The 13072-nt window shown below is 73.5% G+C and carries 12 protein-coding genes; 7 read left to right on the forward strand and 5 right to left on the reverse strand.

Annotation, left to right across the window (positions count from 1 at the left end; all coding sequences use genetic code 11):
• Together G6556_RS11935 and G6556_RS11940 are read right to left on the reverse strand one after the other, a co-directional pair.
• A partial coding sequence (locus G6556_RS11935) for a DUF6049 family protein (RefSeq protein WP_166941568.1) occupies positions 1 to 2218 on the reverse strand: 2218 nt, incomplete at its 3' end.
• Positions 2215 to 2763 (reverse strand): NUDIX hydrolase, encoded by a 549-nt coding sequence (locus tag G6556_RS11940; protein ID WP_166941570.1) that lies wholly within the window; start codon positions 2761 to 2763, stop codon positions 2215 to 2217. The genes G6556_RS11935 and G6556_RS11940, both read right to left, overlap by 4 nt.
• Positions 2764 to 3005: 242 nt before the next feature.
• Here G6556_RS11940 and G6556_RS11945 point away from each other — a divergent pair, with 242 nt between their 5' ends.
• Positions 3006 to 4454 (forward strand): CCA tRNA nucleotidyltransferase, encoded by a 1449-nt coding sequence (locus G6556_RS11945; protein WP_240934433.1) that lies wholly within the window; start codon positions 3006 to 3008, stop codon positions 4452 to 4454.
• 25 nt (positions 4455 to 4479) lie between these two features.
• On the opposite strand, the gene G6556_RS11950 is transcribed toward G6556_RS11945, so the two are convergent.
• Complete coding sequence (locus G6556_RS11950) at positions 4480 to 5775, reverse strand: MFS transporter (RefSeq protein WP_166941572.1); 1296 nt, start codon at positions 5773 to 5775, stop codon at positions 4480 to 4482.
• A 60-nt stretch (positions 5776 to 5835) separates the two neighbouring features.
• On the opposite strand from G6556_RS11950, the gene G6556_RS11955 reads away from it, so the two are divergent.
• Entirely contained in the window at positions 5836 to 6312 is a 477-nt protein-coding gene (locus G6556_RS11955; RefSeq protein ID WP_166941574.1) for a hypothetical protein, read from the forward strand.
• Positions 6313 to 6473: 161 nt separating this feature from the next.
• Here the strand turns inward: G6556_RS11955 and G6556_RS11960 are convergent, their stop codons facing one another.
• Together G6556_RS11960 and G6556_RS11965 are read right to left on the reverse strand one after the other, a co-directional pair.
• Positions 6474 to 7568 (reverse strand): inositol-3-phosphate synthase, encoded by a 1095-nt coding sequence (locus G6556_RS11960; RefSeq protein WP_166941576.1) that lies wholly within the window; start codon positions 7566 to 7568, stop codon positions 6474 to 6476.
• Complete coding sequence (locus G6556_RS11965) at positions 7565 to 8221, reverse strand: PadR family transcriptional regulator (RefSeq protein ID WP_166941578.1); 657 nt, start codon at positions 8219 to 8221, stop codon at positions 7565 to 7567. Before G6556_RS11965 ends, G6556_RS11960 begins: the two co-directional genes overlap by 4 nt.
• A 340-nt stretch (positions 8222 to 8561) precedes the next feature.
• Here G6556_RS11965 and G6556_RS11970 point away from each other — a divergent pair, with 340 nt between their 5' ends.
• The 5 genes from G6556_RS11970 to rplI all read left to right on the forward strand — a co-directional run bounded on the left by G6556_RS11970 (position 8562) and on the right by rplI (position 12868).
• Positions 8562 to 10970: a transglycosylase domain-containing protein gene (locus G6556_RS11970; RefSeq protein ID WP_166941580.1), complete on the forward strand. Its 2409-nt coding sequence runs from the start codon at positions 8562 to 8564 to the stop codon at positions 10968 to 10970.
• A gap of 189 nt (positions 10971 to 11159) precedes the next feature.
• Complete coding sequence (gene rpsF / locus G6556_RS11975) at positions 11160 to 11453, forward strand: 30S ribosomal protein S6 (protein ID WP_147795064.1); 294 nt, start codon at positions 11160 to 11162, stop codon at positions 11451 to 11453.
• 67 nt (positions 11454 to 11520) lie between these two features.
• Entirely contained in the window at positions 11521 to 12054 is a 534-nt protein-coding gene (locus G6556_RS11980) for a single-stranded DNA-binding protein (protein ID WP_166941582.1), read from the forward strand.
• A gap of 113 nt (positions 12055 to 12167) precedes the next feature.
• Complete coding sequence (gene rpsR / locus G6556_RS11985; protein ID WP_013772910.1) at positions 12168 to 12404, forward strand: 30S ribosomal protein S18; 237 nt, start codon at positions 12168 to 12170, stop codon at positions 12402 to 12404.
• Between the two features lie 14 nt (positions 12405 to 12418).
• Positions 12419 to 12868: a 50S ribosomal protein L9 gene (gene rplI, locus G6556_RS11990; protein WP_166941584.1), complete on the forward strand. Its 450-nt coding sequence runs from the start codon at positions 12419 to 12421 to the stop codon at positions 12866 to 12868.
• Positions 12869 to 13072: the final 204 nt, after the last annotated feature.

The following is a 13072-nucleotide window of genomic DNA, read 5'->3' on the forward strand; positions in this document are numbered from 1 at the left end:
GTCGTGGCGGGGCGTCCCCGGCGGTCGACGCGTCGCGGACGACCCGGGCGCCGCGGCGGGCGGTCTGCCCGCGGCGCACCGTGCGCCAGATGCCGAACGTCAGCGCCAGGGCCAGCAGCACGCCGACGACGATGCCGCCGACGCTCTCGATGGTCGGGGCGACCCGCGCGGAGAACTGCTGCGGCGTCGCGAGCTGCCGCCCGGTCTCGGACACCAGGGAGACGTCGACCGTCACGTCGCAGTTGGCGCTCGCGCGCAGCGTCATCGTCACGGTCGTGTCGGCGTTCGGCGCGACCTCGGTCACCGGGGAGCGCGCGGTGTCGAGGCAGGCCTTCTGCGGGCGCAGCTCGACGCGGACCCGCGCGGCCTGGTCGAGGTCGTTCCGCACGGCCACGCTGATCTGCGCCGAGCTGGAGATGACGGTGAACTGCTCGTTGAGCAGCACCGCGAGGCCGGACTGCCGCTGCTGGGACTCGGCGATCGCGTCGTTGATGGCGACGGCGCGGCCGTCGGGGTCGTCGCGCCAGGCGACGGCGAGCGGCGCGACGAGGTCGGCGTCCAGCCCGTGCAGCAGCGCCGCGGGGTCGGCCACCACGGCGGCGAACTCGCCCGCCGAGCGCCACTGGGCCGCGAGGGCGTTGACCCAGGCCGGGGTGAGCTCGGTCTCGGTGCGCTGGGAGTCCGGCAGCGCGGCGCGCTCGGCCTCGTCGCCGTCCGCGCGGCCGGCCGCGTACGCGGTGAGCATCTCGCCGACGGACGTGGTCTCGACCCACGGCGCGGAGCCCAGCGCCGCGAGCTGCGCCTGGCTGATCGCCGTGGCCGGCTGCCAGTCGCGCGGCGTCGTGGCCAGGACGTAGGTGCTGCGGACGTCGTCGGACCGCGCGATCACGGCCGTCTCGGCGAGCACCCGCTGGGCGGCGGTCGCGGCGGTGACCCCCGGCTGGGAGGTGGCGGGCTCCGTCAGCAGGTCGGACAGCGTCGCGTCGGGCACCAGCGCCGTCACGGAGCCGCCGGAGGTGCTCACCGTGGTGGGCGAGCTCGGCGTCTCCGAACCGCGCGCGGGCATCGCGTCGGGGCCGACGACCAGCGCGGTGCCGGGGTCGGACTCGGCGGCGCGGGCGGCGGTGACCTGGTCGGGCACGTCGTCCGCGGCCCAGAGCACCGGGTCGGCGTCCGACCAGAGGTCGGCGCCCGCCTGCGAGGTGATGCCGCGGGCGAGGGCCAGCAGGTCCGAGGTGTCGGCGGCGCCACCGGCGTGCGCCACCGCGGCGAGGTCGGGGTCGGCCCACGGCAGCCGGAGGACCTCGCGGCCCTCGGACGCGCCGGTGAGCGCGGTCAGCCAGGCCTGGTCGGCGCGGGAGCCCGTCGCGGCGCCGTCGACCAGCGCCGGGTCGACCGCCCACGACACGAAGGGGTACTCCCCGGTCGTCTGCAGCAGCTTGCTGAGCCGCCCGCCCGCCGCGGTGAGCGCGGTGAGCCGGTCGTCGGTGCCGGCGTCGTCGGACCCGTCCGCCGTCGCGTCGTCGCTCGCGGAGGGGGAGGGGGCCGGGCCAGTGCCCTCGGCGGCGGGCTCGTCCGCGTCGTCGTCGAGCGACGGGTCGGCCGCCGGGCCGACGACCGCGGACAGCACCCCGACGCGCGCGCTCGGCAGCTCGGTGGCGGAGTCCCACAGCAGGTAGGAGCGGTCGAGGCCTACCCGGGTGCGCCCGTCACCGACGTCCAGGGTGAGACCGCGCGGGCCCCACGCGTCGTCCGTGCGGAGCAGCCCGATGTCCGCGGCGGGGACCGTCACCTGCACGGTGGTCGTGGCACCCGGCGCGAGCGGGGTCTCCAGCGTGGTCGAGGCGGCGACGTCCCCGATCGGGCTCGAGTCCCCGGCGTCCGCCCACGCCGCGACCTGCTCGCGGGTGGACATCCGGTAGCGGTAGATGCGGACCGAGGCGCGAGGCTGCTCCACCACCTCGTCGCCGTCGTTGCGCAGGGTGGCGGTGACGGTGAGGTCGTCGCCGGGCTCGAGGACCTGCGGCGCGACCTGGGTGATCGCGACGGACACCGGGAGGTCCTCGGTCGACGGCGCGGCGGGGGTCGTGGTGGCGGCGACGGCGCTCGCGGCCGGGGTCGACGCGAGCGCGGGCAAGCCCGGCAGCGCGAGCACGCAGGCGGCCAGGACCGCCGCCGTGATCGCCCGTGCGCGCCCCGCCGTGCCGTGCAGCCTCATGCCTCGCCGACGAGGACCACGTGCGCGGCCTCGGCCAGTCGTCGCTCGTTGGGGTACGCCAGGCGCGCGGGCAGGTCGACCACCGGTACCCACGCCACGTCCTCCGCCTCGCCGTCCGGGTCGTCCTCGACGGTCAGCTCGCCGCCGACCGCCCCGAGGAGATAGTGGTGCACCATCTTGTGCACGCGGCGGTCGTCCCCGGTGAACCAGTAGTCGATGACGCCGAGCCGGCGGACGATCCGGCCGACGATGCCGGTCTCCTCGGCGATCTCGCGGACCGCGGCCTGCTCCGGCGTCTCCTCGCCCTCGAGATGCCCCTTGGGCAGGCACCACTCGAGCCGGCCCGCCCGGTTGCGGCGGGCGATGACCGCGGCGACGTGCAGCCCGGCGTCCAGCCGCACCACGAGGCCGCCGGCGGAGGTCTCCTCGACCACGGGCAGCTGCGGGTGCCGCGTCCGGGTCGACCGGGGGTCGATCCGCAGCGCGTGACCGCCCGGCGGCGCGGGGACGCCCTGCGGGGGCAGGGCGCGCGCGGGCTCAGGCATGCAGGCCACTGTAACGACTCCGTCACGGCCCCCGGACGGACTCGGCGTGGAGGACCTGTGCGGGCCCACCGGCGGCGGAGCAGCCCGGGAGCACCGGGTCGGCGGGCCGCAGCCCCGATCTGGCAGGCTTGGGCGTCGTGCCGTCCGACGACCTGACCCCCCGCACCGCGCCCGACGAGTCCGTGGGCGCGCAGACCGCTGCCGCCCCCGCGGGCGCGGGCACCGCCGTCGACGCCGAGGCGCTGCTCGCGCTGCAGAAGCGCGCGCTCGGCGTGATCGCGGGCCTCGCCCCGGCGGCGCTGGAGCTCGGCGACCTGTTCCGCGACGCCGGGCACGAGCTCGCCCTGGTCGGCGGGCCGGTGCGCGACGCGTTCCTCGGGCGGCCGAGCGCCGACCTCGACTTCACGACGTCCGCCACGCCCGACGAGACCGAGCGGATCCTGGCCGCGTGGGGCGACGCCCACTGGGACATCGGCCGGGCGTTCGGCACCATCGGCGCGCGCCGGCACGGGCGCCGCGGCACCGAGGACGTGGTCGTCGAGGTGACCACCTACCGCACCGACGCGTACGACCCGGACTCCCGGAAGCCCGAGGTCGCGTTCGGCGACTCGCTCGAGGGCGACCTGTCCCGCCGCGACTTCACCGTCAACTCCATGGCGATCCGGCTGCCGGAGCTGACGTTCGTCGACCCGTTCGACGGCCTGCGGGACCTGGCGCGCGGCGTGCTGCGCACCCCGGTCGACCCGCGGCAGTCGTTCGCCGACGACCCGCTGCGCATGATGCGGGCCGCCCGGTTCGCCGCGCAGCTCGGGTTCCACGTGGCACCGGCGACGCTCGCGGCCGCGACGGACATGGCGGACCGCCTGGCGATCGTCTCGGCGGAGCGGGTGCGCGACGAGCTCGTGAAGCTGCTGCTCTCGACGCAGCCGCGGCCCGGCCTGCGCGTCCTGGTGGACACCGGCCTCGCCCAGCAGGTGCTGCCCGAGCTGCCGGCCCTGCGGCTCGAGATCGACGAGCACCACCGGCACAAGGACGTCTACGAGCACTCGCTCACCGTGCTCGACAAGGCGATCGCGCTGGAGACCGGCCCCGACGGCGCCGTGCCCGGCCCGGACCTGGTGCTGCGCCTCGCGGCGCTGCTGCACGACATCGGCAAGCCGGCGACGCGCCGGTTCGAGTCCGGCGGCGGCGTCTCGTTCCACCACCACGAGGTCGTCGGCGCCAAGCTCGTCGCCAAGCGGCTGCGCGCGCTGCACTTCGACAAGGCCACCGTGCAGGCCGTCGCCCGGCTGACCGAGCTGCACCTGCGGTTCCACGGCTACGGCGAGGGCACGTGGACCGACTCGGCCGTGCGCCGGTACGTCACCGACGCGGGCCCGCTCCTGGAGCGGCTGCACCGGCTGACCCGGTCCGACTGCACCACCCGGAACGTCCGCAAGGCGCGCCGGCTCTCCGAGGCGTACGACGACCTGGAGGAGCGGATCGCGCGGCTCGCCGAGGCGGAGGAGCTGGCGTCGATCCGGCCCGACCTCGACGGCACGCAGATCATGGCGGTCCTGGGCATCGGTCCCGGGCGCGAGGTGGGCGAGGCCTACAAGCACCTGCTGGAGCTGCGCATGGAGCACGGCCCGCTGGGGGAGGAGCGGGCCCGCGCCGAGCTCGAGTCGTGGTGGGCGGCCCGGCAGGGCTGACGCACGGGCCGACCGGCTCGCGCGCTCAGGCCCGGACGGGCACCTCGGACGGCTCCGTCGCGCGGGTGCGGTAGACCAGCGCGGTCGCGAGGTAGGCGACCGCGATCAGCGCGAACACGCCGCGCGACCAGCCGGTGTCCGGCAGCGCGACCGCGGCCAGCGCCGCCGCGCCGACGAACGCCGCGTTGTAGAGGACGTCGTACAGCGCGAACGCCCGGCCCCGGAACTCGTCGGCGGTGTCCCGCTGCACGATCGTGTCGACGGCGATCTTCGCGCCCTGCGCCGCCAGGCCGAGCACGAGCGACCCCGCGAGGACGGCCGGGTAGGCGACGGTGATCGCGAGCAGCGCCTGCGTCGCCGCGGCGAGGACCAGGCACAGCGCGATCCAGCCGTGCGGGCCGATCAGCGGCGACACGACCGGGGTCACCACGATCGCGAGCGCGAACCCGACGCCGGTCACGGCGGCGACCGTGCTGAACGTGACCAGCCCGGCGCGGGCGTCCCCGGGGTCCGACAGCAGGTTCCGCGAGATGAGCAGGCTCGCGATGAACACCGCGCCGTAGAGGAACCGGTGCACCGCCATCACGCCGAGCGCCCGCGCCGGCGTGCCGCGGCGGACCAGGTACCGGGCGCCGCCGACCAGCCCGCGGGCCAGGGTGCTCAGCGCGCGGCGCATCTCCGCGGCGTCGGCGCGGGCGTCGGGGCCGAGGAGGTCCTTGCCGAGCCGCGTCGCCACGGACGACGCGGTCGTCATCAGCACCGCCGCGGCGACGAGCGAGGCCACGTCCCGGGTGGTGCCCTGCGGCAGCACCAGCCCGAGCAGGAACCCGATGCCCCAGCCGACGCCCGACGACACCGTGCCCAGCGTGGGCGTGATCGAGTTCGCCGTCAGCAGCAGCGGCCCCGCGACCACCCGCGGCTGCGACGCCGACAGCGCCGACAGCAGGAACCGGTTGACCGACAGCGTCACGAGCGCCAGCACGTACACGGCGGGGCCGACACCGGCCGTCGCCATCACCAGCGCGGTCAGCAGCGTCAGCCCCGTGCGCACCAGGTTGCCGACCAGCAGCACCTGCCGCCGGCGCCAGCGGTCCAGCAGCACGCCCGCCCACGGCCCGACGACCGTGAACGGGAGCAGCAGCACCGCGAACGCCGCGGCGACCCCGGTCGCGGTGGTGGCGTTCTCCGGCGAGAAGAAGAACAGCGTCGCCAGCCCCGCCTGGAACAGGCCGTCCGCGCACTGGCTCACCAGGCGGACCGTGAGCAGCCGCCGGAAGTCCACCAGGGGCCAGAGCTGCTTCAGATCGGAGACCACCTGCACCCGGCCAGGCTATCCGGACCGCCGCCTAGACTCGGCGGACCCCCGGAACCGAGGAGACGCATGACCACCGACCCCCAGGACGCCGCCCCGCTCCCCGAGGGCTGGCACCTGATCCCGCCGGAGACGCTTGGCACCCCGGGCATCGCGTTCGCCGCCGCCCACGAGACCCCGGACGCCGGCTTCACCGCCAACGTCACCGTCGGCGTGCAGCGCTCGGCCGACCCCGGGCTGGTCGTCGCGCTCGGCGCCGAGGCGGTGCGGGCCATCGAGGCCACCGAGCAGGAGGTCGTGGTGGTGCGCCGCGAGCAGCGCGGCGACTCCGTGGTGGCCCAGGAGGTGCACTTCACCACGACCGTCGACGGCGGCGCGGTGCCCATGACGCAGGTGCAGGAGTTCGCGGCCGTGCCCGTGGGGGACGGCGGCCCCGACCGGGTGTGGACGGTGTCGGCGACCGCGACCCGGGCGCAGGCGGAGGCGCTCGCGGACGGGCTGGCGACGCTGCTCGACCAGCTGCGGGCGGAGATCGCGGGGGGCTGACCGCCGGACGCGACGAGGGGCCCGGCACCGTGGTGGTGCCGGGCCCCTCGTCGTGGTCGCCCAGGAAGCAGCGCGCTGTTCTCGTGGTCGCGCTGATCCCGCGCTCCGCTACGGGCGGGTCGCTCGCTGCGCTCGCGACCCACCCTCCGCTGCGCTCCGGATCAGCGCTCGATCTCGCCGCGGATGAACTTCTCCACGAGCTCCCGCCCGTGCTGGTCCTCGTGCTGGACCGGCGGGGACTTCATGAAGTAGGTCGACGCCGACAGGATCGGGCCGCCGATGCCGCGGTCCTTCGCGATCTTCGCGGCGCGGACGGCGTCGATGATGATGCCGGCCGAGTTCGGGGAGTCCCAGACCTCGAGCTTGTACTCCAGGTTCAGGGGCACCTCGCCGAACGCGCGACCCTCGAGGCGGACGTACGCCCACTTGCGGTCGTCGAGCCAGGCGACGTAGTCCGACGGGCCGATGTGGACGTTGCGGTCGTCCTTCTTGCCGGCCAGCGGGCCGTCCTCGAGGTTCGAGGTGACGGCCTGGGTCTTCGAGATCTTCTTGGACTCCAGGCGCTCGCGCTCGAGCATGTTCTTGAAGTCCATGTTGCCGCCGACGTTCAGCTGGTACGTGCGGTCCAGGATGACGCCGCGGTCCTCGAACAGGCGGGCGAGCACGCGGTGCGTGATCGTCGCGCCGACCTGGGACTTGATGTCGTCGCCGACGATCGGCACGCCGGCCGCCTCGAACTTCGCCGCCCACTCCGGGTCGGAGGCGATGAACACCGGCAGCGCGTTGACGAAGGCCACGCCCGCGTCGATGCAGGCCTGCGCGTAGAACTTGTCGGCCTCCTCGGAGCCCACCGGGAGGTAGGACACGAGGACGTCCACCTTGGCGTCCTTGAGGGCCTGGACGACGTCGACCGGCTCCGCGTCGGACTCCTCGATCGTCTGCGCGTAGTACTTGCCCACGCCGTCGAGGGTCGGGCCGCGCTGGACGGTCACGCCGAGCGGCGGGACGTCGGCGATCTTGATGGTGTTGTTCTCCGACGCGACGATCGCCTCGGACAGGTCGAAGCCGACCTTCTTCGCGTCGACGTCGAACGCCAGGACGAACTCCAGGTCGGAGACGTGGTAGTCGCCGAACTGCACGTGCATGAGGCCCGGCACCTTGGTGCTCGGGTCGGCGTCGGCGTAGTAGTGCACGCCCTGGACAAGCGACGAGGCGCAGTTGCCCACGCCCGCGATCGCAACGCGGATGGCGGTCATCCTCGCTCCTTCTGAGGGGGTAGTGCCGCGACGATGGAGTCATCCTCGACAGCGTTCGTGCGGGCGTCGGCCGGCCGGCCGGCGCCTCGGGGACGGGCGCCGCGGTTGCTGCGCTCGTGGTCGATGAGGTCGTCGAGCCAGCGGACCTCGCGCTCGACCTGCTCGAGCCCGTGACGCTGCAGCTCGAGGGTGTACTCGTCCATGCGGACGCGGGTGCGGGACACGGAGTCCTTGATCAGCTCGAGGCGCTCGGTCATCCGGGTGCGCCGGCCCTCGAGGATCCGCAGCCGGGTCTCGGCGTCGGTCTGCCCGAAGAACGCGAACCGGAAGCCGAAGTTCTCGTCCTCCCACGCGGCGGGGCCGGAGGAGGCCAGCACGTGCTGGAACTGCTCCTTGCCCTCGGCGGTGAGCTGGTAGACGATCCGCGCCCGCTTGCCGGCGAGGCCGTGGGCGGGCGCCTGCTGCGGGTCGGAGCCCGCGATCAGCCCGCGCGCGACCAGCGACTTGAGCGCCGGGTAGAGCGACCCGTAGGACAGCGCGCGGAACGAGCCGAGCAGCAGGTTGAGCCGCTTGCGCAGCTCGTACCCGTGCATCGGGGAGTCGTGCAGCAGGCCGAGGATGGCCGACTCGAGCACGTCCGAACGTCCGCGCACCGTGGCCTCCCTCCCGCTCCCCGCACGTCGATGTATCGAACTGATACATCGGGGAGGGTAGGACGAAGCGGGTGATCCGGGCAACACCCCGGCGCCGACCGGCGTGGCGCGCGGGGTCCCCGGCGGTTCGTCGCGCTGGTCACGTGCCCACGGGGCGTGCGGCTGCCAGGATGCTCATCGGGCCGGGAAGCCGGGCGGGGGGCCTCGTGGCGATCGTGTGGAGGTCGCCGGAAGGGGTCGTCCGCCCGCGAGCGGGACACGGCCGCTCGCGCATACTGATCCGGGCCCGGACGGCTCCCTGCCGCCGGCCCTCCCCCGCAGTCCACAGGAAGGCAGTGCCTTGGCAGGCTCGAACCGACGGTCCTCGGCGGCCGCCGCTCGCGGTGCCGCCGCGTCCGGCGGACGGCGGCGGGTCATCGACTACCCCCGGCGGGGCTACCGCGGTCTGCACCGCTGGCTGCCGTCCTGGCGGTTCGTCGTCGGGTCCGTCATCGGGTTCGTCTTCCTGTGCCTCGGTCTCGGCGTCGCGGCCTACGCGCTGACCGACGTGCCCGCGCCCGACGACTTCGCCGAGGAGCAGGCGTCGACCGTCTACTTCGCCGACGGCACCACCGAGATCGGGTCGTACGACGGCCCGAACCGCACGCTCGTCGACTACGAGTCGCTGCCCGCGCACGTCGGCGAGGCCGTCGTGTCGTCCGAGGACCGCACGTTCTTCGAGAACTCCGGCGTGTCCGTCACCGGCATGGCCCGCGCGTTCCTCAACAACATCCGCGGCGGCGCCACCCAGGGCGGGTCGACGCTGACCCAGCAGTACGTCGAGCGCTACTACGTCGGCGAGACGACGACGAGCTACGTCGGCAAGGCCAAGGAGGCCCTGCTCGCGATCAAGATCGCGCAGACCGAGACCAAGGAGCAGATCCTCGGCCGGTACCTCAACACCATCTACTTCGGCCGCGGCGCGTACGGCATCGAGGCCGCCGCCCAGGCCTACTTCGGCAAGCCGGCCGCGGAGCTCACGGTGTCCGAGGCCGCCCTGCTGTCCGGCATCATCCCGTCGCCCGGCAACTGGGACCCCGCGGTCAGCCAGGACAAGGCGGAGCAGCGCTGGAACGGCGTCCTCGACGGCATGGTCCGGGACGGCTACCTCACGCAGGCCGACCGGGACGCGCAGACGTTCCCGCCGACGATCGAGTACTCCCGCAGCGACCGCCTCGGTGGCACGAACGGCTACCTGCTCACGTACGTGCAGCAGGAGCTCGTCTCGACCGGCACGATCACCGAGGACATGCTCGAGCGCCGCGGCCTCAAGATCGTCACGACGATCGAGCCCCAGGTCCAGCAGGACGCCGTGGACTCCGTCATCAAGCTGCTCGACCCGAGCGACAACATGTACGAGAACGCCAACGGCGAGGTCCCGTCGCCGAACCTGAAGGTCGGAGTCGTCTCGATCGACCCGGCGACCGGCGGCATCGTGTCGATGTACGGCGGCCGCGACTTCCTGACCGACCAGGTGAACCGCGCCACGCGGGGCGCGCAGCAGGGTGGCTCGACCTTCAAGCCGTTCACCCTGATCGCCGCGCTCGAGAACGGCATCCCGCTGACCAAGAAGTACCCGGGGTACTCGCCGCAGGAGTTCGGGGACTGGAAGGTCAACAACTTCGGCTTCGAGGACTTCGGCACGATCGACCTGGTCAAGGCGACCGAGCAGTCCGTGAACACGGTGTACGCCCAGGTCAACCTCGAGGTCGGCCCGGAGAAGACCGCCGAGGTGGCCCAGCGCGCCGGCGTGAAGTCGCCGGTGAACAGCCAGCCGTCGAACGTGCTCGGCTCCGACGCGGTGACCACGCTCGACATGGCCTCGGCGTACGCGACCATCGCCGCCCAGGGCGTCTACCACAAGCCGTTCATGGTCGCCGAGGCCACCTACCCCGACGGCGACGTCGCGTACACCGGGCAGACCCAGCAGGTGCAGCAGTTCGACGCCGACGTCATGGCCGACACCACCTACGCCATGACGCAGGTCGTGGAGAAGGGCTCCGGCGAGGGGTACGTCGGCCCGCTCGACCGCCCGATCGCGGGCAAGACGGGCACGTCGAACGAGAACCGGTCGGCCTGGTTCGTCGGGTTCACGCCGCAGATCGCCACCGCGGTCTCGCTCATGCAGGTCGGCGACAACGGCAGCGACCCCGTGACGATCACGCCGTGGGGCGCGGACGCGTCCGGCCGCTCGCTCACGGTCAACGACCGGGGCATCACCGGCGCGACCTGGCCGGCGGCGGTCTGGGCCGACTACATGGGCAAGGTCTTCCAGATCGAGAAGTACGCCGCCGTCGTCGACTTCCCCGAGCGCGCGAACGTCAACCGCGCCGCCGCGGAGCCCACGTCGGAGCCGACCACCTCCGCCCCGGTCGAGACCCAGGCGCCCGAGCCGGAGCAGCCGACCACCGTCGCGGTGCCGTCGGGCCTGACCGGGCAGCTGTCCGGGGACGCGCAGGCAGCGCTGCAGAACGCCGGCCTGGTGCCCTCGGTCGCGGAGGAGTTCAACGCCGCCCCGGCGGGTACCGTCCTGGGCGTGAGCCCGGGGGAGGGGTCGCAGGTGGCCCCGGGGTCGACCGTGACCCTGCGGGTGTCCAAGGGTCCGGAGCAGCAGCCGCAGCCGACGCAGCAGCCCACCGAGCAGGCCGGCAACGGCCAGGCCGGGAGCAACGGCCAGGCCGGCAACCCCGGCGCCGGCAACGGCGGCTGAGCCGCCGCACCACCAGACCACGCCGTCCACCCGGGCCTGCGGACCTGAGGGACCGCCGGACCGGGTAGACTGGTGTGCTGCTGTGCCCGCTCGACCGTCGCCTATCGGCGGACGCGCCCGGGGGCAGCGACGCAACGACACCCTCCTGCCACGGAACGACCGTGGCCGCCGAGACCAGAGGAGGTGGGTATGAGCCTGCGTCAGTACGAGATCATGATCATCCTCGACCCCAGCATCGACGAGCGCACCGTCGCCCCGTCGCTCGACAAGTACCTGTCGGTCGTCAAGACCGACGGTGGCTCCGTCGACAACGTGGACATCTGGGGCCGTCGCCGCCTGGCGTACGACATCAAGAAGAAGTCCGAGGGCATCTACGCCGTCGTCGACTTCTCCTCGACGTCGGACACCGCCAAGGAGCTGGACCGTCAGCTGGGCCTCAACGAGGTCGTCCTCCGCACGAAGGTCCTCCGCAAGGAGTCCTGACTGTCGGTCCGCGCGCGTACCGTGCGGGACACCCTTCGACGAACGACGACGATGACGAGGAGCTGGCATGGCTGGTGACACCACCATCACGGTGATCGGGAACCTGACCGCCGACCCGGAGCTGCGGTTCACGCCCTCCGGCGCAGCGGTCGCGAACTTCACCGTGGCGTCCACGCCGCGCACGTTCGACCGCCAGAGCAACGAGTGGAAGGACGGCGACACGCTGTTCCTCCGCTGCTCGATCTGGCGGGAGGCGGCGGAGAACGTCGCCGAGTCGCTCACCAAGGGCACCCGCGTGATCGTCAGCGGCCGCCTCGTCCAGCGGTCCTACGAGACCCGTGAGGGCGAGAAGCGCACCGTCTACGAGCTGCAGGTCGACGAGGTCGGCCCCTCGCTCCGCTACGCCTCGGCCAAGGTCACCCGGACCCAGCGGTCCGGTGGTGGCGGCGGCGGGTTCGGCGGCGGCGGTGGCGGCGGCTTCAACGGCGGCGGCGGTGGCGGGTTCAACGGCGGCGGCCAGTCCGCGCAGCAGGACGACCCGTGGGCCACGCCCGCGGGCGGCGGCGGCGCGGGTGGCTACTCCGACGAGCCCCCGTTCTGATCGAGCACCGCTGACCGCCAGGTCGGCACCGGCGCTGCGCGCGCCATCACGAACATCCCATCCCGGGGCATGGCAACGCCCCGGGCTCCGTACGTAGAACAAGGAGCACCACGATGGCCAAGGCCGTTGTCCGGAAGCCCAAGAAGAAGCAGAACCCGCTCAAGGCGGCGAAGATCGAGTCGGTCGACTACAAGGACACCGCTCTGCTGCGGAAGTTCATCTCCGACCGCGGGAAGATCCGCGCCCGCCGCGTGACCGGCGTGTCCGTCCAGGAGCAGCGCGCGATCGCGCGGGCCGTCAAGAACGCCCGCGAGATGGCGCTCCTGCCGTACTCGTCGTCGGCTCGCTGAGAAGGAGCAATCAGATGGCCAAGCTCATCCTGACCCACGAGGTCACGGGCCTCGGCGCTCCCGGCGACGTCGTCGACGTCAAGGACGGGTACGCCCGCAACTACCTCGTCCCGCGCGGTCTCGCGACCACGTGGAGCAAGGGCGCGGAGAAGGAGATCACGGCGATCCGCCGTGCTCGCAAGACCCGCGAGATCGCGACCCTCGACGAGGCGCGCGCCGTGCGCGACTCGCTCCAGGGCAACCCGGTCACCGTGGCGGCGAAGTCCGGCGACGCCGGCCGCCTCTTCGGTGCGGTCACGACCGCCGAGATCGCCGAGGCCGTCAAGGCCGCCGGCGGCCCGTCGATCGACCGCCGCAAGATCGAGGTCGCGCAGCCGATCAAGGCGACCGGCGAGTACGCGGTGCAGGTCCGCCTGCACCCGGAGGTCTCCGCGAAGCTGACCGTCAAGGTCGTCGCGGCCTGACGCCACGCGCCAGCGCGCACCGCGCCCCCGTCCCGGTCCCCGGGGCGGGGGCGCGGTCGTTCCCGGGTGCGTGCGCGGACGTGGGGCCCGGGAGCGGGCACCGTCGCCGAGATAGGGCCTCCGCCCCGAGATAGGGCCGTCCGCGGTCCTATCTCGGCCCGACGGTCCTATCTCGGCGAGGGTTCGGCGTCGGTCGTGGAGCGG

Source organism: Cellulomonas sp. IC4_254 (assembly GCF_011603975.1).
GTDB lineage: Bacteria > Actinomycetota > Actinomycetes > Actinomycetales > Cellulomonadaceae > Cellulomonas.